Origin of the sequence: Enterococcus casseliflavus NBRC 100478, from assembly GCF_001544095.1 — a bacterium.
Taxonomy (GTDB): Bacteria; Bacillota; Bacilli; order Lactobacillales; family Enterococcaceae; genus Enterococcus_D; species Enterococcus_D casseliflavus.
Window position 1 is genome coordinate 21110 of sequence record NZ_BCPT01000002.1, and the last position, 22246, is coordinate 43355.

Annotated in this window: 34 protein-coding genes; 3 read left to right on the top strand and 31 right to left on the bottom strand. The window is 42.7% G+C overall.

The genetic code is table 11. The features are described from left to right. Window positions 1-5 precede the first annotated feature (5 nt). Window positions 6-368 (bottom strand): Asp23/Gls24 family envelope stress response protein, encoded by a 363-nt coding sequence (locus tag ECA1_RS01905; RefSeq protein ID WP_005227125.1) that lies wholly within the window; start codon window positions 366-368, stop codon window positions 6-8. 266 nt (window positions 369-634) lie between these two features. Between ECA1_RS01905 and rpmB the strand changes: the two genes are divergently transcribed. Continuing rightward, window positions 635-823, top strand: coding sequence for a 50S ribosomal protein L28 (gene rpmB / locus ECA1_RS01910; protein ID WP_003128045.1), 189 nt, complete (start codon window positions 635-637; stop codon window positions 821-823). A 162-nt stretch (window positions 824-985) separates the two neighbouring features. After that, window positions 986-3634, top strand: a complete 2649-nt coding sequence (locus ECA1_RS01915; RefSeq protein WP_060791589.1) for a YfhO family protein — start codon at window positions 986-988, stop codon at window positions 3632-3634. A gap of 208 nt (window positions 3635-3842) precedes the next feature. Here ECA1_RS01915 and ECA1_RS01920 read toward each other — a convergent pair whose 3' ends face one another. After that, a complete protein-coding gene (locus ECA1_RS01920) occupies window positions 3843-4829 on the bottom strand; it encodes an Rgg/GadR/MutR family transcriptional regulator (RefSeq protein ID WP_060791590.1) in 987 nt (328 codons plus the stop codon). Between the two features lie 299 nt (window positions 4830-5128). On the opposite strand from ECA1_RS01920, the gene ECA1_RS01925 reads away from it, so the two are divergent. After that, window positions 5129-6442, top strand: a complete 1314-nt coding sequence (locus tag ECA1_RS01925) for an MFS transporter (protein WP_060791591.1) — start codon at window positions 5129-5131, stop codon at window positions 6440-6442. Window positions 6443-6499: 57 nt separating this feature from the next. On the opposite strand, the gene truA is transcribed toward ECA1_RS01925, so the two are convergent. From truA to rplB, 29 genes are all read right to left on the bottom strand, one after another. Further along, window positions 6500-7246: a tRNA pseudouridine(38-40) synthase TruA gene (gene truA / locus ECA1_RS01930; protein WP_060791592.1), complete on the bottom strand. Its 747-nt coding sequence runs from the start codon at window positions 7244-7246 to the stop codon at window positions 6500-6502. A 155-nt stretch (window positions 7247-7401) separates the two neighbouring features. Beyond that, the gene (locus ECA1_RS01935) at window positions 7402-8199 is read right to left on the bottom strand and encodes an energy-coupling factor transporter transmembrane component T family protein (protein WP_005227113.1); all 798 of its coding nucleotides are present in this window, start codon (window positions 8197-8199) and stop codon (window positions 7402-7404) included. Further along, window positions 8189-9055: an energy-coupling factor ABC transporter ATP-binding protein gene (locus tag ECA1_RS01940; RefSeq protein WP_005232516.1), complete on the bottom strand. Its 867-nt coding sequence runs from the start codon at window positions 9053-9055 to the stop codon at window positions 8189-8191. The genes ECA1_RS01935 and ECA1_RS01940 overlap by 11 nt, the downstream gene beginning before the upstream one ends. After that, window positions 9031-9867, bottom strand: a complete 837-nt coding sequence (locus tag ECA1_RS01945; RefSeq protein WP_005227109.1) for an energy-coupling factor ABC transporter ATP-binding protein — start codon at window positions 9865-9867, stop codon at window positions 9031-9033. The genes ECA1_RS01940 and ECA1_RS01945 overlap by 25 nt, the downstream gene beginning before the upstream one ends. 271 nt (window positions 9868-10138) lie before the next feature. Next, window positions 10139-10519: a 50S ribosomal protein L17 gene (gene rplQ / locus ECA1_RS01950; protein WP_003128038.1), complete on the bottom strand. Its 381-nt coding sequence runs from the start codon at window positions 10517-10519 to the stop codon at window positions 10139-10141. Window positions 10520-10589: 70 nt separating this feature from the next. Next, window positions 10590-11528, bottom strand: a complete 939-nt coding sequence (locus ECA1_RS01955; protein WP_008376367.1) for a DNA-directed RNA polymerase subunit alpha — start codon at window positions 11526-11528, stop codon at window positions 10590-10592. Between the two features lie 79 nt (window positions 11529-11607). Next, complete coding sequence (rpsK, locus tag ECA1_RS01960) at window positions 11608-11997, bottom strand: 30S ribosomal protein S11 (RefSeq protein WP_005227104.1); 390 nt, start codon at window positions 11995-11997, stop codon at window positions 11608-11610. 27 nt (window positions 11998-12024) lie between these two features. Continuing rightward, window positions 12025-12390 (bottom strand): 30S ribosomal protein S13, encoded by a 366-nt coding sequence (gene rpsM / locus ECA1_RS01965; RefSeq protein WP_005227102.1) that lies wholly within the window; start codon window positions 12388-12390, stop codon window positions 12025-12027. 17 nt (window positions 12391-12407) lie between these two features. Continuing rightward, window positions 12408-12524, bottom strand: coding sequence for a 50S ribosomal protein L36 (gene rpmJ / locus ECA1_RS16835; RefSeq protein WP_002288710.1), 117 nt, complete (start codon window positions 12522-12524; stop codon window positions 12408-12410). A gap of 32 nt (window positions 12525-12556) precedes the next feature. Then, window positions 12557-12775, bottom strand: a complete 219-nt coding sequence (gene infA, locus ECA1_RS01970) for a translation initiation factor IF-1 (RefSeq protein ID WP_002288695.1) — start codon at window positions 12773-12775, stop codon at window positions 12557-12559. Window positions 12776-12963: 188 nt separating this feature from the next. Next, entirely contained in the window at window positions 12964-13608 is a 645-nt protein-coding gene (locus ECA1_RS01975; protein ID WP_005227100.1) for an adenylate kinase, read from the bottom strand. A 60-nt stretch (window positions 13609-13668) separates the two neighbouring features. Continuing rightward, window positions 13669-14964, bottom strand: a complete 1296-nt coding sequence (secY, locus tag ECA1_RS01980) for a preprotein translocase subunit SecY (protein WP_005227099.1) — start codon at window positions 14962-14964, stop codon at window positions 13669-13671. Then, window positions 14964-15404, bottom strand: coding sequence for a 50S ribosomal protein L15 (rplO, locus tag ECA1_RS01985; RefSeq protein WP_003128016.1), 441 nt, complete (start codon window positions 15402-15404; stop codon window positions 14964-14966). The genes secY and rplO overlap by 1 nt, the downstream gene beginning before the upstream one ends. 40 nt (window positions 15405-15444) lie before the next feature. Further along, window positions 15445-15624 carry a 50S ribosomal protein L30 gene (gene rpmD, locus ECA1_RS01990; RefSeq protein ID WP_003128015.1) on the bottom strand — a complete coding sequence of 60 codons (180 nt, stop codon included), beginning with the start codon at window positions 15622-15624 and terminating at the stop codon, window positions 15445-15447. A 13-nt stretch (window positions 15625-15637) separates the two neighbouring features. After that, the gene (rpsE, locus tag ECA1_RS01995; protein WP_003128014.1) at window positions 15638-16138 is read right to left on the bottom strand and encodes a 30S ribosomal protein S5; all 501 of its coding nucleotides are present in this window, start codon (window positions 16136-16138) and stop codon (window positions 15638-15640) included. Between the two features lie 20 nt (window positions 16139-16158). Then, window positions 16159-16515, bottom strand: coding sequence for a 50S ribosomal protein L18 (gene rplR / locus ECA1_RS02000; RefSeq protein ID WP_005227097.1), 357 nt, complete (start codon window positions 16513-16515; stop codon window positions 16159-16161). 57 nt (window positions 16516-16572) lie between these two features. Then, complete coding sequence (rplF, locus tag ECA1_RS02005; protein ID WP_005227095.1) at window positions 16573-17109, bottom strand: 50S ribosomal protein L6; 537 nt, start codon at window positions 17107-17109, stop codon at window positions 16573-16575. Window positions 17110-17140: 31 nt separating this feature from the next. Continuing rightward, window positions 17141-17539, bottom strand: coding sequence for a 30S ribosomal protein S8 (rpsH, locus tag ECA1_RS02010; RefSeq protein WP_005227093.1), 399 nt, complete (start codon window positions 17537-17539; stop codon window positions 17141-17143). 32 nt (window positions 17540-17571) lie between these two features. Next, on the bottom strand, window positions 17572-17757 hold the full coding sequence (locus tag ECA1_RS16840) for a type Z 30S ribosomal protein S14 (RefSeq protein WP_003128010.1): 186 nt from the start codon (window positions 17755-17757) through the stop codon (window positions 17572-17574). Window positions 17758-17775: 18 nt separating this feature from the next. Next, complete coding sequence (gene rplE / locus ECA1_RS02015; RefSeq protein WP_005227088.1) at window positions 17776-18315, bottom strand: 50S ribosomal protein L5; 540 nt, start codon at window positions 18313-18315, stop codon at window positions 17776-17778. Between the two features lie 27 nt (window positions 18316-18342). Then, window positions 18343-18654, bottom strand: coding sequence for a 50S ribosomal protein L24 (rplX, locus tag ECA1_RS02020; RefSeq protein WP_003128007.1), 312 nt, complete (start codon window positions 18652-18654; stop codon window positions 18343-18345). A gap of 35 nt (window positions 18655-18689) precedes the next feature. Continuing rightward, a complete protein-coding gene (gene rplN, locus ECA1_RS02025) occupies window positions 18690-19058 on the bottom strand; it encodes a 50S ribosomal protein L14 (RefSeq protein ID WP_003128006.1) in 369 nt (122 codons plus the stop codon). A 60-nt stretch (window positions 19059-19118) separates the two neighbouring features. Then, on the bottom strand, window positions 19119-19385 hold the full coding sequence (gene rpsQ, locus ECA1_RS02030; protein WP_003128005.1) for a 30S ribosomal protein S17: 267 nt from the start codon (window positions 19383-19385) through the stop codon (window positions 19119-19121). Window positions 19386-19409: 24 nt separating this feature from the next. Further along, window positions 19410-19598 carry a 50S ribosomal protein L29 gene (gene rpmC / locus ECA1_RS02035; RefSeq protein WP_002288664.1) on the bottom strand — a complete coding sequence of 63 codons (189 nt, stop codon included), beginning with the start codon at window positions 19596-19598 and terminating at the stop codon, window positions 19410-19412. Then, window positions 19588-20022 carry a 50S ribosomal protein L16 gene (gene rplP / locus ECA1_RS02040; RefSeq protein ID WP_005226918.1) on the bottom strand — a complete coding sequence of 145 codons (435 nt, stop codon included), beginning with the start codon at window positions 20020-20022 and terminating at the stop codon, window positions 19588-19590. The genes rpmC and rplP overlap by 11 nt, the downstream gene beginning before the upstream one ends. Before the next feature lie 2 nt (window positions 20023-20024). After that, complete coding sequence (rpsC, locus tag ECA1_RS02045) at window positions 20025-20681, bottom strand: 30S ribosomal protein S3 (RefSeq protein WP_005226916.1); 657 nt, start codon at window positions 20679-20681, stop codon at window positions 20025-20027. A 13-nt stretch (window positions 20682-20694) separates the two neighbouring features. Then, on the bottom strand, window positions 20695-21042 hold the full coding sequence (rplV, locus tag ECA1_RS02050; protein ID WP_003127973.1) for a 50S ribosomal protein L22: 348 nt from the start codon (window positions 21040-21042) through the stop codon (window positions 20695-20697). A 23-nt stretch (window positions 21043-21065) separates the two neighbouring features. Beyond that, window positions 21066-21344, bottom strand: coding sequence for a 30S ribosomal protein S19 (gene rpsS, locus ECA1_RS02055; protein WP_005226914.1), 279 nt, complete (start codon window positions 21342-21344; stop codon window positions 21066-21068). 42 nt (window positions 21345-21386) lie between these two features. Next, window positions 21387-22220 (bottom strand): 50S ribosomal protein L2, encoded by an 834-nt coding sequence (rplB, locus tag ECA1_RS02060; RefSeq protein WP_005226912.1) that lies wholly within the window; start codon window positions 22218-22220, stop codon window positions 21387-21389. Window positions 22221-22246: the final 26 nt, after the last annotated feature.

Genomic DNA, 22246 nt, shown 5'->3' on the forward strand with positions numbered 1-22246 from the left:
CTTGCCTAATCTGGCAGTACACGTACGCCTTGAACAAATACATTCACCGAGTTCGCAGATACACCTAGCATCGTTTCTAAGTTGTATTTCACTTTTTCCTGCACGTTGCGGGAAACTTCGGAAATTTTTGTTCCATAGCTGACGATCGTGTATACATCCACTGCAATGCCGTTTTCTTCTTGGCGGACAACGACACCGCGAGAATAATTTTCTTTTCGTAAAATTTCATTGATGTTATCTTTGATTTGTTTCTTGCTAGCCATACCAACAATGCCGAACACATCTGTTGCTGCGCCTCCGACCACTGTTGCAATGACTTCATTGCTGATTTCAATAATACCTGATGAGGTTTGAATTTTTACAGCCATTTTATAGCCTCCTTCAATGGGCATGACCCATCTTTCTTCTTACATATTTTATCATAGCTGTACCGCAAATAAAAGGATGAGACATATGAAAAGGGGCTTTCTGACCAAACGTCTTGCATTTCGACCTTGTTTAATTTACAATGTTTACCGGGAAAAGTCAATGTTTCTTGAAAATTACTCTTGCTTTTTTCACCTTTCTGTGATAAATTCAGATGGTATGAGCTGAAATAGCGCTCCAACATCAAGGCAAAGGAGGAAATAACCACATGGCTAAAGTTTGTTACTTTACTGGACGTAAAACTACAAGTGGAAACAATCGTTCTCACGCAATGAATGCGACAAAACGTACTGTGAAACCTAACTTGCAAAAAGTTCGCGTTATGATTGACGGAAAACCTAAAAAAGTTTGGGTGTCAACTCGTGCTTTGAAATCTGGAAAAGTTGAGCGCGTATAATTAGACCTTTTCGGCCGTTCGTTTTGAACGGCTTTTTTTGTACCCTTTTTTCTTTAGTGCGCTTTCACTTAGGTTTTCATTAAAGAAAACAGGTCTTTGTTTTTTTAATCGATTCACCTGTGGTAAACTAAGAAAAAATTGATAAAGAACAGGTGACTTCTTGTGACGAAAATAAAAACATTTGCCAAACAACATTGGCCTTATATGCTTGCTAGTTTCTTCTTGCCGTTTCTTATCATGGCAGTGATCTATTTGACCATCGGCATCTACCCTGGCAGCAGCCGCAGTGTCTTAGCCAGTGATGCCTTTTCGCAATTCTCAAACTTTCATGCCAGCTTTCGCAATATGCTCTTAGGCAAGCAAAGTATCTTTTATACATGGAACGCCTCTTTAGGCTTGAATTATCTGGCACTGATCTCCTATTACTTAGGCGGGATCTTCACTCCTCTGGTCTTGTTTTTCCCAAATCAGCTGATGCCAGATGCGTTGTACTTCTTGACCTTGATCAAGATCGGCAGTGCGGGCTTGGCGTTTTGGTTTTATGCCAGCCAAACCTTTAAGATCCAACGTTGGCAGCATGTGACCTTAGCCGTTTGTTATGCCTTGATGTCCTTCATCACCGCCCATTCGGAACTGATCATGTGGCTTGATGCCATGATCTATCTACCGCTAGTGATTTTAGGTATTGACCGTTTAGTGAAAAAGAAAAAACCAGTCGTGTTATTTATCAGTTATCTGCTGTTATTTTTATCCAGTTTTTACATGGGCTTTATGATCGGTCTCTTTTCCGTGATGTATTTCTTGGTTCAGTTGGGTCGCAACTGGAAGCAAGCTCGGGGGGCGATCATCCCTTACGGCATCACCTCCTTGTTAGCTGGCGGCGCCTCAATGGTGATCATCTTACCTGCCTTATTGGATTTACGCTCAAACGGGGAAGAATTGACGACGATATCTTCCTTTAAAACCGAAGCCACCGATGTCTTTGACCTTGTGATGAAAAACATGATCGGTGTTTACGATACGACAAAATACGGCTCCATTCCCTTCATCTATATCGGCTTATTGCCGCTGCTGTTGTGTATTTTATATTTTGTTTCGAAGAAAATCCGCTTGAAGGATAAATTCTTATACGCTGGCATGTTTGCTGTTTTGATCGCCAGTTTTTATATCGTGCCGATGAATCTTTTTTGGCACGGGATGCATGCCCCAAATATGTTCCTTTTCCGTTATGCCTATTTGTTCTCCTTCTTAGTGATCATGCTGGCGGGATACGGGTGGGAGCATCTGCAGCAAAAAGATCGCGGATTGTTTCTCATTATTGGTCTTTCTACGATCGTGGTGTTTGCCCTCTCCTACGCATTGAAAGGACCTGGAACCTATGAATATGTTTCCGCTACTTCTTTTGCGCTAACGATCGTATTCTTTGTTCTTTACTTGTTATGTATTGGGTTCGGGCAATTAGGTCTTTTAACACAAAAACGAGTGACGATCTTGATGCTGATCTTCGTCTGCGGAGAAATGGCCGTCAATACGAGCGGCATGGTTCGCGGAATTTTGAATGATTGGAACTATGCTTCTCGCAGTTTGTATACAGAACCTTATCCGGACATCAAAAAACTAGTCACTCAAGCCAACGAAGACAATGATACCTTTTTCCGATTAGAAAACCTTGATCCTGTTTCTTCCAACGACAGTATCAATTATGGCTACAGCGGTGTCAGCATGTTTTCTTCGATCCGTAACCGCAATTCCTCAAGCTACCTGGATAAGCTGGGCTTTCGGTCCCGCGGCACCAATTTAAATATCCGCTATCCGAACAATACCTTGCTGATGGATGCTTTTACAGGGATCAAATACAATATCTCCAAGCCAAATCTCACCAAATACGGCTTTCAACGAGTCGGAGAATCTGGTGAATACAAGCTTTATGAAAATCAAAATGCGTTACCGCTAGGTTTCTTGGCTGAACCGACCATCGAATCGATTGAACAGCCGCAAAACGACAACTTGACGAGCCAGAAAAATCTTTTCAACGGCTTGGCGGATTTAAATTTAGAGTATTTTGCCTTTCAGCCGATCACGGTGATCCATAGTAAAAATACAGATATCACCAATGACGGCATGTATATGAAATTTACCGAGCAAGAAAGCAATGTCGCAAAAGAAGTGACTTGGCAAGTGGAGGTTCCGGCGAACTCGCAAGCGTACTTGAGTCTCTTCCCTGCCAACTTTGGGGAATTGGAAAGCTCATCTGCCACCGTGACAGTCAACGGCCAGCAGCGAGAAACGCAAATCAGTATCAACGGTCAATACTACGACTTAGGGCACTATGAGACCGATACGACGGTTCAATTCACCGTCAGCTTCTACGGAACGCCTGAAATCTCCTTCCAAAACCCGCAAGTCGTGACCTTGGATACCAACGCCTACCAACAAGCAATTGATGCGATCCAAGATCGAGGGGTCGCTATGACGGTCGGCAAACGCAGTGCCAAAGCCGATATCACGACTGAAAAAGAGCAACAGCTTGTAACGACCATCCCTTATGACAAGGGCTGGACTGCTACGCTTGACGGCAAAGAAGTTCCAATCACCGCCTTTCAAGACGGCTTTATCAGTGTGACGATCCCAAGTGGCACCCATCACTTGGAACTGTCCTTCTTGCCGCAAGGCTTTGTTATCGGTGTTTGCTTGTTCTTCGGCTGCATCGCATTGTTTATCCTGTTTGCTTGGTTTTACCAGAAACAAGTAGCCAAAAAGCAAGTCTTAGACGACCAACGTCAACTCATGGATCAACCACCAGAAACCTAATCGAAAAAGAACCAACTCGTCTTTTTGAGGCGCTCCCCATAAGTTAGAGCAAACGCTGACTTATGGGTGTCGCTCAATGATCGGTGAGTTTGGTTCTTTTTTTGTGCTGGCGTTCCGCAGTTGTTCGCTCTAGTGGTCTTAGCCTCCACTGCCGACTAGATCCCCTTCGATGCGGGGGCAATTCCTAGCCCGTTAGCCCTTAGAGCGTTTAGCGAAACATAAGATAACTGTTAGGTTCTTCCGCATTTTTCTTGATGGAGTGCAACGATCGCTCCCATAAGTTAACCATTTTGGTTTGTTTCAAGACGCGAAAGATCGAAAGCCCTTGATCGATTTTCAACAGTCCTTTTTCTTGATCGCCATAAATATACCAGTACCACCCTTGATAGCAAAGAAGATGCGTGCTGTTTAGCATGTCTCCGCGCTCTGCCAATAATTCCTCTGCAATGGTCAACACCTCTTTTGCCCACTCCAGGCGGCGAAAATTGACAAACGTCGTAAAACAACTAAAAATCAAATCCATTTGAATTTCTCGCATCAAGGACAAGCCTTGTTCTTTTTTTGTGCTGGAAATAGCGATCTGCAGTAAGTGATAGGAGGTTTCGACAGGAAACAAGAATTGAAAATACCGAAACAGTAAAATCTCATAAACGCCCCAGTTGTCTACTTTCGTAAGGTAGGAAATGACGGGGCGAGTTTTGGTGCGCAGCTTTTCCATATAGTCACTAGAAGAGTGATTGGGTTTAGGACCTGAGAGATTGATTTCATGTATCTCCTTTGTGATCTCAAGGTACAGAAAAACAAAAGAATGCTGTTTGGAAGCGGCGATCAGTTCGCTGCGCATTTCCTCCAGCCCTTCTTTGCTTCGCTGGGCGTGGGCGTTACTCAAGTAAGCTTCTTTGTTGATCCCTAAAATTCGATCCAGTAAATCCATAAATTCGCTCGTCATATAGCTGGGGAAGCTCATCAGGTTGTCGTGACTTTTTATGCCTTTTTGCTGCGCACGTAAATAATAAAACTCCTCCACCGTAACATGTATATTTTCTAATAAGCGTTCCAATCGATGAATACTGATACTTGAAGCACCTTGCTCAAATTTACTGATAAACGAGCGACTGTTTTGTTCATCCGCCACTTGAGCGATCGTATAGCCGCGCTCTTTGCGCAATTGTCGGTACAGTTTTCCTTCTTCCATAACCATCCTCCTAGCGATCAGTCTGCAAACGCCAAACCAAACTTGCTTTACGAATGAAGCTCTGCCATTAAATGCTACTATTTTAGATTCAAATTTAGATTCAACCTTATAAAATGTTGAGGAACAAAATCTACGGTACCCTATTTACATGCCACTCTTTTAGCTGTTAGCCACTCGTGACAGTAACCTCTGGTACGCTCCTGGTACATTTAAATTCCACTATAGTGGATTATTTTCTTCTCTTAGTATAAAGCATCCTATACTGATTTTACAACGTAGAACGTGAAAGGATGATTTCGATGAAAGAATATCAACAAAACAAAGGCTATCGTGCCTTAGTCAACGCCGCCTTACTCAGCGGCATCGGCATGAGTTTATTTAATATCGTCTTTGTAGTTTATGCCAGTACATTACCCTTTAATGCCCTTGCTGTTTCCTTAGCCTCCATGGCACTGTTAGTCCCTGATCTCTTACGGATCCTGACTGGCTATCTAGCCGATCGTACCAAAAACAAAGTGCAATGGATGATCAGCAGTCGACTATTACAAGGGGTCCTTTTTGTGGCACTCGCTTTTTTGATCCAACTGCCGCCTAGTTTATGGTCTTTCTTCCTTTTGCTAGGCATCAACATTGTATCTGATTGTTTGGGCACTTATTGTTCTGGGTTGCAGCTGCCCTATGTTCGCCGTCTTGTGCCTGCTGACGCCTTAGACAGTGCCATGGGCTTTCAAATGGCGTGTCAAACCACCGTTCAAATCGTCTTTCAAGGGATCGGTGCTTGGGGGATCATTTTACTGAATAATAATTTTGCCGCTTTTGGTTTGATCAATGCCGTGACGTTTTTCTTAGCCGCCATCGTGATCTTCTGGAACCGCTCGCTCTTTTATGCGGTGCTAGGGAAAATCAATCAAGCACCAACACCACTCTTTCAGAATTTCTCGGAAACCTTTAAATTATTGACTGGTACAGCTTTTCTTAAAAAGATGATCCTCTTTGCCTTACTGATCAATACCTTAGCTGCTAGCACGAGCGGTCTACTAAATCTCCAGCTGTTGGATGACCTTGCGCTTTGGTTTGCCACTTATGGCAACACCGTTGCGATGGCAGGCATCGCCACTTCCATCGGCATGGTCGCTGGCGCCTTGTTTGCTGCCGACTGGTTCAAGAATACTGGTCTGGTTCGCTTGATTGCGTATACCTCCTTCGTTTTATGTCTATTGACCTTGAATTTTCTCTTTCTGCATAACCGTTGGCTTATGATTGCGCTGCTCTTTGCTGAAGGCTATCTGATTGGAAAAATCAATCCTCGCTTTTCGGCACATCTGATTCGTGAGATCGATGAAGAACATCTCGCCATCAGCAGCGGGATCTTTTCCACCATTGTGATGCTAGGGGGACCCGTCGGTCAAATGGTCTTTTTAGGCATCGGCAATCGCTACCACGTTGCTTGGAGCTGGCTGCTTTACTTGCTTTTCGCATTTTTGGTAGCCATCGCCGCCTTAGTAGCTGCCGGTACCTTGGAAAAAACACCCACCATTGCTGCGCCTAAAAAGGCAGCGGGAAGGACTGAAGATTGGCAAGAAACCACCTCTGTTTTGCCTGAGAAAAAATAAAAACACAAGCTTTCGCTTTCTCTTGTTGGACAAGAGCAGCGAAGCTTGTGTTTTTCCTTATTCATAAGCAACATGAACCAAATACAATCCTTCTGGATGAGCCGTGGGACCTGCCGCATTTCGGTCTTTTTGCGCAATGATCGCGGGAATACTGTCAGGTGCGAGTCGTCCATTGCCGATTTTCAACAATGTGCCCACCATGATTCGGATCATCTTGTACAAAAATCCATCGCCGCGAAAGGTGAAAATCAACTCATCTCCAGCGTCATTGACTGCCATGGATGCTTCATGGACCGTCCGTGTTTTGTCATCAACGGAACTGCCCGTCGCACAAAAACTGGTAAAGTCATGGGTGCCTAAAAAATCTGGCAACGCTCGTTGGATTTTTTCCAAATCTAGCGGATACGGATAATAGCTCGCATAATGACGGCGGAAAGGACTGCGAGGTTTCCCAATGTCCACTCGAAACTGGTAGGTTTTTTCAACGACTAAGTAGCGGGCATGGAAGGTATCGTCAACGATCTCCACCGATTTTACCGCAACATCTTCTGGCGTTTGGGTATCTAAACCAAAGCGCATTTTTTCCAGTGGGCGCTTTTGAGGGAAATCGAAGTGGATCACTTGCCCTTGCGCATGGACCCCCGCATCGGTGCGGCCAGAACCATGAATCTGAATCGGCTGCCCATTGTTCATCTTCGTTAATGTCTTTTCAATCTCTTCTTGAACCGTTCGTCCATTGGGTTGACGCTGAAATCCTTGAAAATTCGTGCCATCATAAGCGATCGTCGCTTTATAGCGGACCATTGAATCACCTGTTTCTTTCTATTTTTTCACAAAAAAGCCTATGAGAAAAGTCTGATCGATCGACAGGCCTTTTCGAACCAGCCGCTGGGATCGCCAGCAGCCTCGTTGCTTCGTTAAGAACCTTTCGCGGGTTGACTTCAATCATAGGTCTTCGATTATCCTCGTAAGAACACTAACGCTACTGTAAAGAGCGCAAAAACGATGACAACCAATGTGTCCCGTTGATGCCAGTGCAAAATCCGATACTTCGTACGCCCTTCGCCGCCTTGATAGCCTCTGGCTTCCATAGCGGTAGCTAGATCTTCCGCACGGTTAAAGCTGCTGACAAATAAAGGAATCAATAAAGGAACGATCGCCTTCATCTTCTGCAACAGTCCCCCTTCGCCGAAATCGACCCCGCGGGCACGCTGAGCATTCATAATTTTTTCTGTTTCATCCATCAAGGTTGGCACAAAGCGCAACGCGATCGACAGCATCAGTGAGATTTCATGGACAGGGAAACGGATCGCTTTTAAAGGACGCAAAATGTATTCGATCGCATCTGAAAGCTCTAATGGAGGCGTCGTTAACGTCAACAAGGTCGACATGAAAATGATCAAAACAAAACGGCAAAAAATAAAAATCCCGTTTTGGACACCAAATTCTGTGATGTTAAAGATCCACCAAGACCAGTAGACGTCGCCGCCGGTAGTAAATAAAATCTGTAACGCCACAGTAAATAAAATCAGCCAAATCAAAGGTCGCACGCCTCGAATAAAGAAGCCAAAATCGATTTTTGAAAAGGAGATACAAAAGAGCGTAAAAGCACCCGCTAATAAATAGCTTTGCCAATTATTCGCCAAAAAGATAATCGCGATAAAATAAAAACTAGCAATCAATTTGACTCGTGGATCTAAACGGTGGATCAAGGAGTCCCCAGGAATAAAACGACCGAAAATCAGTTTATTCATCATGGGCAGTCGCCCCCTTTGCTACTAAAACATCTGCCAGTTCATCAGCCGTTAGCGGCAACTGCTCAAATGCCAATCCTCTGGCTTGTAGTTGCTCCGCAAATGCGGTTGCTGTCGGTACCCCTAACTGCTTTTCTTGCAGCCAGGCAGTATCTTGAAACACAACGGACGGCGTGCCTGCTTTGACGAGACGTCCTTTTTCTAACACATAGACATAATCAGCATAGTTTGCCACATCATCCATCAAGTGGGTCACTAAAATGATCGTCATGTTCTTTTCCCGATGCAGGCGATCAAACATTTCCATCATCTCTTTGCGTCCTTGTGGATCTAAGCCAGCTGTCGGCTCGTCTAAGACCAAAACTTCTGGTTCCATAGCCAAGACCCCAGCAATCGCTACACGGCGCATTTGGCCCCCTGAAAGGTCAAATGGTGAACGTTCCAGAAAACTTTCATCTAAACCTACCAATTGAATGTATTCTTGGGCTAAACCTTTGGCTGCTTCTTCGGAGACCCCAAAGTTTTTCGGTCCAAAAGCGATATCTCTCGCAACGGTTTCTTCAAATAATTGGGATTCAGGAAATTGAAAAACGATCCCGACTTTTTTACGTAACGGTTTTAGATTTTTGTTGTCTGTCTCGGGTTTGATGACTCGCTCACCGATCGTGACCGTGCCAGTCGTTGGTTTTAATAATGCATTCAAGTGCTGCAGCAACGTAGATTTTCCGCTCCCTGTATGACCGACTAAGGCGGTATAAGAGCCTTCTTTGATCTCTAAATCGATATCGAACAAAACCCGTTGTTCAAACGGAGAATGCGGTTGGTAGGTGAATCCTACTTGTTCAAAACGGATGTCCATAGCCAATCCACCATCCCTTCTTCAGTTAAGTACGCTTGCGGTACCGTGACGCCCCGCTGTTTTAGTGCCGCCTTTAATTTTTCAGGAAATGGCAGATCTAAGCCTAGCTCAATCAGTTCCGGACCTGCAGAAAAAATCTCTGCGGGTGTCCCTTCGCGGACGAGCTCTCCTTGACGCATCACCAGCACCCGATTGGCGTTGGCTGCTTCATCGATATCATGGGTGATCGAAAGCACGGTCAAATTGTTTTTCTCTTTGATTTTTTTGATCGTTGCGATCACTTCTTCACGGCCTTCTGGATCTAGCATACTAGTGGCTTCATCAAGAATGATGATATCTGGGCGCAATGCAACGACGCCTGCAATGGCTACCCGCTGTTTTTGACCACCAGAAAGACGTGCGGGTTCCCGGGTCGCAAACTCGCTCATCCGTACTTGTTCCAGAGCGTCTTTGACACGAACCAGCATTTCTTCTCGCGGGATTCCTTGATTTTCTAAACCGAAAGCCACATCATCTTCCACCGTCGAACCAACGAATTGATTGTCAGGGTTTTGAAAGACCATACCGACCATTTTTCGAATATTCCAGATATTTTCTTCATTCAAAGGCAATTCGCCGACAGAAACACTGCCTTCTTGCGGCAAGATCAAGCCATTGATGGTTTTTGCTAAAGTTGATTTACCAGAGCCGTTATGGCCGATCAACGCCACCCATTCCCCTTTGTTGATGGAAAAGGATACGTTATTTAACGCGGCACGCTCTTCTTCGCTATAACGCACAGTAATAGCATTCAATTCAATGATTGGCTTCATGATAGACTCCTTCATTTGCGATTAATTCTTTCTAACACTACCAAAAAAGTGCACGTTTTTCAATGATTCACGCACGATTTGTCTCCAGATCTTTTTTTCACTTGCCATTACCTGTCTTGACAGGTAATCGAAAGTAAAAAAAAAGCACTTTATGATGAGTGCGTACACCTCGAAATACATCGAGGTGTAGGCGCTGAGCTAGACTCGGAAAGTTTCTTCCAACATCATAACACTCTTAGTAAACATCTATAAAGTGATGATAAGTGTGATTTTAAACAAGTTCTAGGATAACCATTGGTGCAGCATCTCCGCGTCTTGGTTCTGTTTTCAAGATACGAGTATATCCACCTTGGCGATCTGTGTAACGAGGAGCGATATCATTGAATAATTTTTGTAATGCTGATTCAATAACTACTTCTTCGTTTTCTTCACGTACACTTGCAACTTCATTACGAACGAATGCTGCTGCTTGACGACGTGCATGCAAATCACCACGTTTACCTAAAGTGATCATTTTTTCTGCAGTTGAACGAACTTCTTTCGCACGAGCTTCAGTCGTAACGATACGTTCGTTAATGAATAAATCAGTTGTCAAATCACGCAACATCGCTTTACGTTGGCTAGATGTGCGTCCTAGTTTACGATAACTCACGTGGTTTCCCTCCTTCACTTTCGAATGTTGTATCGGTCAGACGAACCGAACTAACGTAATCGAAAACGGTTTAATCGTCTTTACGTAGTCCTAAACCTAAATCATGTAATTTCACTTTGACCTCTTCAAGAGATTTACGGCCTAAGTTTCTTACTTTGATCATTTCTGGTTCAGATTTGTTTGTCAATTCTTGTACAGTATTGATTCCTGCACGTTTTAGACAGTTGTATGAACGAACAGATAAGTCTAATTCTTCGATCGTCATTTCCAACATTTTTTCTTTTTGTGTTTCTTCTTTTTCAACCATGATTTCAGCGTTTTTCGCTTCATCCGTTAGGTTAACAAAGATGTCTAAATGTTCAGTCATGATCTTCGCAGACAAACTCATTGCTTCCAATGGTTCGATTGAGCCATCAGTCCATATTTCCATCGTTAATTTGTCGAAATCATCCCGACGACCGACACGTGTGTTTTCTACTTGGTAGTTGACACGACGTACTGGTGTATAGATTGAATCGACTGGAAGAACACCGATCGGCATGTCTTCTTTTTTGTTTTCGTCCGCTTGAACGTAGCCGCGGCCAGGTTTCACTGTTAAGCGAGCATGGAACGTAGCACCTTCAGAAACGGTACAGATATACATATCTTTGTTAAGGATTTCTACATCACTATCAACGATGATATCGCCAGCAGTTACTGTAGCAGGTCCTGAAATATCAATTTCAAGGGTCTTTTCTTCATCCCCGTACATTTTCAATGCAAGACCTTTAATATTCAAGATGATTTGAGCAACGTCTTCCCGAACACCCTTAACAGTTGAGAATTCGTGTAAAACTCCATCGATTTGAATATTGGTGATTGCCGCACCAGGTAAAGAAGATAATAAAATACGACGTAGGGAATTTCCTAGTGTAGTTCCGTAGCCTCTTTCAAGAGGTTCCACGATGAACTTGCCATAATCTTTGTCTTCATCAATCTTTGCGATTCTTGGTTTTTCGAATTCAATCATTCTTATCTATTACCCCTTTCAAAACGAAAAGTGTCTTGTTCAATGACGTATTTGTTACACTCAAAATGAGCAGCACTCATTAAACACGACGGCGTTTTGGAGGGCGGCATCCATTATGAGGGACTGGAGTCACGTCACGGATCGCACTCACTTCCAAACCTGCTGCTTGTAATGAACGAATTGCTGCTTCACGTCCAGAACCAGGTCCTTTAACTGTTACTTCAACAGTTCTTAATCCGTGTTCCATTGCTGCTTTGGTAGCTGTTTCTGCTGCCATTTGAGCGGCAAAAGGAGTAGATTTTTTGCTTCCTTTGAAACCTAATGAACCAGCTGATGACCATGCTAATGCATTACCATGAGTATCAGTGATCATTACGATTGTATTATTGAATGTTGAGTGAATATGTGCAATACCCGCTTCAATATTCTTTTTCACACGGCGTTTACGACTCACTTTTTTTGCTGCCATGAAGTTTTAACCTCCTTCACTTAGGAATTATTTTTTCTTGCCTGCGACTGTTTTAGACGGGCCTTTACGAGTACGTGCATTGTTTTTCGTGTTTTGTCCACGAACTGGCAATCCACGGCGATGACGGATTCCACGGTAAGAACCGATTTCCATCAATCGTTTGATGTTTAAGTTCACTTCACGACGAAGGTCACCTTCAACTTTTAATTTATCAACTTCCGCACGGATAGCATCTGTTTGTTCATTCGTTAAATCACGAACGCGAACTTCTTCAGACACGCCAGCGTCAGCTAAAATTTGTTTTGCAGTCGTGTTACCAATACCATAGATATAAGTAAGTGAAACGACCACACGTTTATCACGAGGAATATCTACTCCTGCAATACGAGCCATATTTGTTACACCTCCGATTATCCTTGACGTTGTTTATGTTTTGGATTTGCTGGGCAAATCACCATAACGCGTCCTTTACGACGAATTACTTTACAATGTTCGCACATTGGTTTTACTGATGGTCTTACTTTCATGATAATACCTCCTGTGGTTTTACGGAGTACAATTATTTAAAGCGATAAGTAATGCGGCCACGGTTCAGATCATACGGGGATAATTCCACCGTCACTTTGTCTCCAGGTAAAATACGAATGTAGTGCATCCGGATCTTACCAGAAACGGTCGCTAGAACTTGGTGTCCGTTTTCCAATTCTACTTTAAACATTGCATTCGGCAAAGTTTCGACGACTGTACCTTCGACTTCAATCATATCTTCTTTTGCCACGCACAGTACCTCCTTGTACTTGTGATTTTCACACGATAAAATGGCGGAAACTCGGTTCCCACCTGATATTCTCAAACTATGCTCCTACTTAATAAAAAGTAGAAGTCGGACTGACATATTCTATCATATCCTGTCAAAGATTTCAAGAGAAAGTTTTAAGCTGCAAGTTGGACTCGGGCAATCTATGATTAGTCAATGATCTTTTGAACATCTTCGAATACAGCGTCGATGTCGCGATCCCCATCAATCGATTGCAATAACCCTTTGTCTTTGTAATAAGTCAAAATTGGTTCACTGCTTTTGATATTGACAGCTAGACGATTTTTGACCGTCTCAGGCTTATCATCTTCACGTTGGTAGAAGTCATGACTTCCACAACGATCACATGTTCCTTCCTCTTTTGGAGGATTGAACAATTTATGATAAGTTGCCCCACAATTGCGGCACATGAAGCGGCCGGCTAAACGTTCTACAAGAACTTCTTCAGGAACATGAATATCAATAACGGCATCAAGTTTTTTGTTAAGGTCAGCTAGCATCTCATCTAACGCTTTTGCTTGATCCAATGTACGAGGAAAACCATCTAATAAGAAACCTTTCTCGGTATCAGGTTCAGCTAAACGTTCTTTAACGATCCCATTTGTAACCTCATCAGGAACTAATGCGCCTTGATCCATGTATGATTTTGCTTTAAGGCCTAGTTCTGTTTCGTTCGCCATCGCAGCCCGAAACATATCGCCTGTTGAAATATGAGGAAGACCGTATTCAGCAACGATACGTTCTGCCTGAGTACCTTTTCCAGCACCAGGTAATCCCATTAAAATGAAGTTCATTCTAATTCCTCCTGTAAGTTTTTGAATAGTGTTGAGGAAATCCTCAACACTTCAATAACTTTAATTGATGAAACCAGTATATTTCCGTTTCAGCATAAGCCCTTCTAACTGCTTGGCAGTATCAAGTGCCACACCGATAATGATCAATAGACTCGTTCCACCTAGACCGATCGATTGCGGTAGATTCCAAGCCATCTGAGCGATGATTGGAAGTAAAGCAACCAATCCTAAAAAGATCGATCCAACCGTGCTTAATCGCATCAACAAACGTGATACATATTCTTCGGTTCCTTTACCAGGACGCACACTCGGAATGTAACTTCCTTGTTTTTGCAAGTTTTCCGCTAATTTCTCAGGGTTTACTTGAACAAATGCGTAGAAGAAAGTAAACGCAACGATCAAGACAGTATAGATGATCGCACCCGGTACAGTGTTATAACTAAAGATCGTTTGCACCACTTCGTACCAAGTTTCTCCTCTATATGAACTACCTAATGCTTGAATGATCGCATTTGGTGTTGTAATAAAAGAACTGGCAAAGATAACTGGGATAACCCCGGCAGCATTTACTTTCAAAGGAAGGTAACTGCTGGTAGGCGCTCCTGCTACCCGTTTTGTATATTGGATCGGAATCTTGCGTTCTGCTTGTTGAACATACGTTACTAAAGTAATGACGATCAACACAGCGATCACAAGCAGCGCCATAAAGATAGCATTTAGCCAGATATCCGATTGATCCACGTTAATGAAGTAATCTTCAATCAATTCTTTGATGCTTGCTGGTAAGCGTGAAATGATTCCTGCAAAGATGATCATTGACACACCGTTTCCGATACCACGCTCGGTGATCTGCTCTCCTAACCAAGTGACTAACATCGTTCCGGCTGTTAAAATCAGACCGATCACGATATAGGTTGCCATATTAGGATTGTTTACAAACCCGAGTTGAGTGTAATAGTTAAATCCAGCCGTTAATGTCATGGATTGGACAAAGCCCAATACCAACGTCAAGTAACGTGTTGCCTGATTTAGTTTCTTACGACCCACTTCACCTTGCTTCGACCATTCAACAAATTTAGGGACGATATCCATCTGCAACAACTGAATAACAATTGAGGCAGTGATGTAAGGCGAAACCCCCATCGAGAAAATCGAAAATTGTTGCATGGCGCCACCACTTACCAAGTTTAACATGTTTAAAAATGGTAGATCTGCGATGGTGTTTAGGCGACTTGCGTCTACGCCTGGCACAGTAATATGTGTTCCCAGACGAAAGACAAACAAGATTAAGACGGTGAACAATATTCTGGATCTAATATCCTTAACCTTAAAGGCATCCTTCAATAGTCTGATCATTAGATCACCTCGATTGATCCACCAGCAGCAACGATTGCTTCTTCAGCTGCTTTTGAGAATTTAGCTGCTTTCACAGTCAATTTCTTCGTTAATTCTCCATTAGCTAATACTTTGATTCCAGCTTTTTCGTCTTTGACGATTCCAGCTTCGTGTAAAGCAACAGGTGTTACTTCAGCACCGTCTTCAAAGCGGTTCAAGACATCAAGATTGATGACTGCATATTCTTTGCGGTTCACATTTGTAAAGCCACGTTTTGGTAAACGACGGAACAATGGTGTTTGTCCACCTTCGAATCCTAGACGTACTCCGCCGCCTGAACGAGCTTTTTGACCTTTTTGTCCACGTCCAGCTGTTTTACCGTTACCAGATGAAGTTCCTCGACCGACACGGTTACGTACTTGGCGTGAGCCTTCTGATGGTTTTAATTCATGAAGTTTCATAGGTTTGGCACCTCCTTAATCAAACTAGATCTGCTGATCCTTAGACCTCTTCAACGTCCACTAAGTGAGAAACAGTGTTAACCATGCCTTTGATTGCATCATTAGCAGGTTTTACAACTGTTGAATTCAACTTTGTAAGACCTAACGCTTTAACAGTATCACGTTGGTTTTGGGGACGTCCGATAATACTGCGTTTTAAAGTAATTTTCAATTCAGCCATTATAGTGTCCTCCTTAACCGATTAATTCTTCTACTGATTTGCCGCGAAGTGCTGCCACTTCTTCAGCGCGTTTTAATTGTTTTAAACCTTCAACTGTTGCGCGAACAACGTTGATTGGTGTGTTAGAACCTAAAGATTTAGATGTGATATCAGCTACCCCAGCTAATTCCAATACGGCACGAACTGGTCCACCAGCAGCTACCCCAGAACCTTCTACAGCAGGTTTCATAAGGATGCGTCCGCCGCCGAATACACCGATAACTTCGTGAGGGATTGTAGAACCAACCATTGGTACTTCCACCAAGTTTTTCTTCGCGTCTTCGATTGCTTTACGGATTGCTTCTGGTACTTCTTGTGCTTTACCAGTACCGAAACCTACGTGTCCGTTTTTGTCACCGACAACAACTAATGCAGCAAAACGTAGACGACGTCCACCTTTAACAACTTTAGTTACACGGTTGATCGCAACAACGCGGTCTTCTAATTCCAAATGTTTTGGATCAATATAAACCATGAATGGTGTTCCTCCTTCTCTTAAAATTCCAGTCCATTTTCGCGAGCTGCTTCAGCTAAAGCTGCTACACGGCCATGGTAAAGGTATCCACCACGGTCAAAGACTACTACTTTAATACCTTTTGCTGCTGCACGTTCTGCGACTAATTTACCGACAGCTTGTGCTTGTTCAGTTTTTGTTGCACCTGAAACTTCTTTGTCTAAGGCAGAGGCACTTGCTAGCGTCACACCCGCTACGTCATCAATTACTTGTGCGTAGATGTTTTTGTTCGAACGGAACACGTTTAAGCGTGGGCACTCAGCAGTACCAGAGATTTTGTTACGTACACGACGATGTCTTTTCTGACGTGTCTTGTTTTTATCTGGTTTTGTAATCACAATTTGTCACCTCTTTTAATTTTGCTAGCCTAAGCTGCTAGTCGTAAAGAATTACGACTATTTACCAGTTTTACCTTCTTTACGGCGTACAAATTCGCCAACATAACGAATTCCTTTGCCTTTGTAAGGTTCTGGAGGACGAACGCCACGGATATTGGCAGCCAATTCGCCAACGACTTCTTTATCTGATCCTTTAACGATCACAGAAGTGTTTGAAGGAACTTCGATTTCGATTCCAGCTGGCGCTTCGATTTCAACTGGATGAGAGTAACCAACGTTCAACACAAGTTTTTTCCCTTGTAATTGAGCACGGTACCCAACCCCGATTAATTCTAACGCTTTTTGGAAACCTTCAGAAACACCAACAACCATGTTGTTGAAGTTTGCACGGGTAGTTCCGTGGATAGTTTTCATTTCTTTACTATCATTTGGACGAGTGAATGTTACTTCGTTTCCTTCGATATTCATTGTGATATCAGAAGAGAAAGTACGTGTTAATTCACCTTTAGGTCCTTTAACTGTAATGTCGTTTCCGTTTTGCTTGATTTCAACACCAGCAGGAAGAACGACGATCTTATTACCGATACGACTCACTTAGAGGCACCTCCTTGTGGAATATTTTAAATTACCATACATAAGCGACTACTTCGCCGCCAACATTTTTTGCTCTAGCTTCTTTGTCAGTGATTACACCGTCAGAAGTTGAGATAATCGCGATTCCTAGACCATTCAATACTTTTGGTACTTCGTCAGCTTTGACATAAGCACGCAAGCCTGGTTTAGAGATACGTTTTAAGTTTGTGATAACACGTTCACCGTTTTTACCGTATTTAAGAAATACGCGGATCACGCCTTGTTTGTCATCTTCAATGTATTCAACATCGCGGACGAAACCTTCACGTTTCAAGATTTCAGCGATATCACGTTTGATTTTTGAAGCAGGTACTTCTAGGCTTTCGTGTTTAACCATGTTTGCGTTACGCACGCGCGTTAGAAAATCTGCAATTGGATCTGTCATGACCATGGGATAATTTACCTCCTTTATGCGAGTATAGTTTACCAGCTAGCTTTCTTCACGCCGGGAATTTGTCCTTTATAGGCAAGTTCGCGGAAGCAAATACGGCAAAGATGAAATTTACGATAAACTGAATGTGGACGTCCGCAACGTTCACAACGAGTGTATTCTTGCGTTGAGAATTTAGCAGGGCGTTTGTTTTTAGCAATCATTGATTTTTTAGCCACGTAGTTCGCCTCCTTTTTTTATTTTTGGAATGGCATGCCTAATTGTGTCAACAATTCACGAGATTCTTCATCTGTGTTTGCTGTTGTTACAATCACGATATCCATACCACGTACTTTGTCGATCAAATCATAATCTACTTCAGGGAAAATCAATTGTTCTTTGATACCTAAAGTGTAGTTTCCGCGTCCGTCGAACGCTTTTTTGCTCACACCGTGGAAGTCACGGACACGTGGCAATGACACACTTACTAGTTTATCTAAGAATTCATACATTCTTTCGCCGCGTAGTGTTACTTTCGCACCGATTGGCATTCCTTCACGTAAACGGAATCCTGCGATAGATTTTTTCGCTTTTGTGATCAATGGTTTTTGACCTGAGATCAATTGTAATTCTTCAACAGCTTTGTCTAAGTTTTTAGCATTAGAAACAGCGTCACCGACACCCATGTTGATAACGATTTTATCAACTTTTGGTGCTTCCATGATTGAGCTGTAGTTAAATTTGTCCATTAATGATGGGACAACTTCTTTTGAATATTTTTCTTTAAGGCGGTTCATCTGTTAGCCCCTCCTTCCTTCATCAGATTATTTATCAAGAACTTCTCCGGTTTTCTTAGAAACGCGGACTTTTTTGCCGTCAACTTCTTTGTAACCGACACGCGTAGCTTCACCGTTCGATGGATCAACCACCATCACGTTAGAAACATGAATTGGTGCTTCCATTTCAACGATTCCGCCTTGAGGAGCAGTTTGAGAAGGTTTTTGGTGTTTTTTGACAACATTGACACCTTCAACAACGACTTTGTCTTTTTTAGGAAACGCTGCTAGCACAACGCCTTCTTTGTTTTTGTCTTTACCAGTGATAACTTTAACTTTATCGCCTTTTTTAACAAACATGTTTGTTTCGCACCTCCTTTAGATAAGAATCACTATTACAATACTTCTGGTGCTAGGGAAACGATCTTCATAAAGTTGCCTTCACGCAATTCGCGGGCAACTGGGCCAAAGATACGAGTTCCACGAGGGCTCTTATCGTCACGGATAATAACCGCAGCATTTTCATCGAATTTGATGTATGAACCGTCTGTACGACGAGCTCCTGATTTAGTACGAACGATAACGGCTTTAACGACGTCACCTTTTTTGACAACCCCACCTGGCGTTGCTTGTTTAACCGTAGCAACAATCACGTCACCAATATTGGCAGTTTTACGACCAGATCCGCCAAGGACTTTGATCGTTAGAATTTCACGGGCACCTGAGTTGTCCGCCACTCTTAATCGGCTTTCTGCTTGGATCACGATGTGTATCCTCCTTTCAGATTTTGCAATTCACAATCTATATAGGAAAATCTCGTGTGATTAGATAATCACTGCCTTTTCAACAATCTCTACTAGACGGAAACGTTTCGTAGCTGATAATGGACGAGTTTCCATAATTTTCACGATATCGCCAACTTTTGCTTCGTTGTTTTCATCGTGTGCTTTGTATTTCTTAGAATAGTTCAGACGTTTGCCGTAGATAGGGTGGTTTTTCTTTGTTTCAACGACAACAGTGATAGTTTTATCCATTTTGTCTGATACCACGCGACCTTGGTAAACTTTGCGTTGATTTCTTTCTTCAGTCATACGCTAAATGGCCTCCTTCCACTATTACTTAGCTTGTTCACGCAATACTGTTTTAATGCGTGCAATCGATTTACGTACTTCTTTGATACGTGCAGTGTTTTCTAATTGACCTGTTGCTAATTGGAATCTAAGATTGAACAATTCTTCTTTCAATTGTTTTTCTTGATCTAGCATTTCGGCAGTGGTTAATTCTCTGATTTCTTTAACCTTCATTCGATTCACCACCCATTTCCTCACGTTTTACGATCTTCGTTTTCACTGGTAATTTGTGAGAAGCAAGACGTAGCGCTTCGCGCGCAACTTCTTCAGGTACACCGGCAATTTCAAACATGATTTTACCACGTTTAACTGGTGATACCCATCCTTCAGGAGCCCCTTTACCAGAACCCATACGTACCCCGATAGCTTTGGCAGTATAAGATTTGTGAGGGAAAATTTTGATCCATACTTTCCCGCCACGTTTCATATAACGAGTCATTGCGATACGGGCAGCTTCGATTTGACGGTTTGTGATCCAGTGTGATTCAACAGCTTGTAAGCCGTATTCACCGAATGCTACTTCTTTTCCGCCTTTCGCTTCGCCACGCATTTTTCCGCGGAACTCACGACGGTGTTTTACACGTTTAGGTACTAACATGTTTATTTCCCTCCTTTCTCAGTGTTCTTTTTAGTTGGAAGAACTTCTCCACGATAAATCCACACTTTAACTCCTAGTTTTCCGTATGTTGTATCTGCTTCTTCCCATGCGTAATCAATGTCCGCACGTAATGTATGAAGTGGAACGGTTCCTTCTGAGTAACCTTCTGAACGAGCGATATCCGCACCATTTAGACGGCCAGAAACTTGTGTTTTGATTCCTTTAGCGCCAGAACGCATTGTGCGTTGGATCGCTTGTTTTTGAGCACGACGGAAAGCAACACGGTTTTCTAATTGACGTGCGATTCCTTCGCCTACTAATTTAGCATCTAAATCTGGTTTTTTGATTTCAACGATGTTGATGTGAACTCGTTTGCCAGTTAGGCTATTTAATTCTTTTCTTAGGTTTTCGACTTCAGATCCGCCTTTACCGATAACCATACCTGGTTTAGCTGTGTGGATTGAAATATTCACGCGGTTTGCTGCACGCTCGATCTCAACTGTAGACACAGCGGCATCAGCAAGTTTAGATGCGATAAATTTACGGATTTTCAAATCTTCATGTAGAAATTCAGCATACTCTTTTTCAGCATACCATTTAGCATCCCAGTCACGGATGATGCCTACACGCATTCCAATTGGATGTACTTTTTGACCCACTGATTGTCCCTCCTTATTTTTCTGATACGACTACAGTAATATGACTTGTACGTTTGTTGATCGGTGAAGCTGAACCTTTCGCACGTGGACGGAAACGTTTCATCGTTGGTCCTTCGTTTACGAATGCTTCAGAAACAATCAAGTTTTCAACATCTAAGTCAAAATTATTTTCTGCATTGGCAATAGCTGACATCAAGACTTTCTCGATGATTCCAGCTGCTTTGTTTGGTGTGAACTTTAAGATCGCGATTGCTTCAGCAACGCTTTTCCCTCTGATTAAGTCAATAACTAGACGAGATTTACGAGGAGAAACGCGGACTGTTTTAGCAGTTGCTTTCGCTGATGTGATTTGTTCTGCCATTTTTGGATATCCTCCCCTCAAAATTAGCGTCTTGTTTTCTTATCATCGGCAGCATGTCCGCGATAAGTTCTTGTTGGTGCAAATTCACCTAATTTGTGTCCTACCATGTCTTCTTGGATGTAAACTGGTACATGTTTCCGTCCATCATACACAGCAATTGTAAATCCGATAAAATTAGGGAAAATTGTAGAACGACGTGACCAAGTTTTGATCACTTTTTTCTTTTCAGCGCCTTCTTGTGCTTCGACCTTTTTCATCAAATGGTCATCGACAAAAGGTCCTTTTTTCAAACTACGACCCATGGTGTACCTCCTCTCAAAATGTGCGACACACGGTCAAGTATATTACTTAGTTTTACGACGACGAACGATAAGTTTGTCTGATTTTGCTTTTTTGTTACGTGTTTTGTAACCAAGTGCAGGTTGTCCCCAAGGAGAAACTGGTGCTTTACGTCCGATTGGTGCTTTACCTTCACCACCACCGTGTGGGTGATCATTAGGGTTCATTACGCTACCACGTACAGTTGGGCGTTTGCGCATCCAACGAGAACGACCGGCTTTACCGATGTTGATCAATTCGTGTTGTTCATTACCAACAGAACCGATTGTTGCACGACATGATGCTAAGATCATCCGTACTTCACCAGAGTTCAAGCGGATCAATACGTATTTGCCTTCTTTACCAAGTACTTGAGCACTTGTTCCAGCTGAACGAATCAATTGTCCACCTTTACCAGGTTTCATTTCGATGTTGTGGATAACAGTACCGACTGGAATGTTTTCTAGTGGTAATGCATTCCCTACTTTAATATCTGCATCTGGACCAGAAACGACAGTCATGCCAACTTCTAATCCTTTAGGTGCTAAGATGTATGCTTTTACTCCATCCTCGTAATGTACTAACGCAATGTTAGCAGAACGGTTTGGATCATATTCAATCGTTTTAACCGTAGCAACGACGTTGTCTTTGTTACGTTTGAAATCGATCAAACGGTATTGACGTTTGTGACCGCCACCTTGATGACGAACCGTGATACGTCCGTTGTTGTTACGACCAGCATTGTTTTTCAAAGGAGCTAACAATGTTTTTTCTGGTGTTGAAGTTGTGATTTCAGCGAAATCAGAACTTGTCATATTACGACGGCCGTTCGTGGTAGGTTTGTACTTTTTAATCGCCACGTCTTTTTCCCTCCCATGTAAAGTTT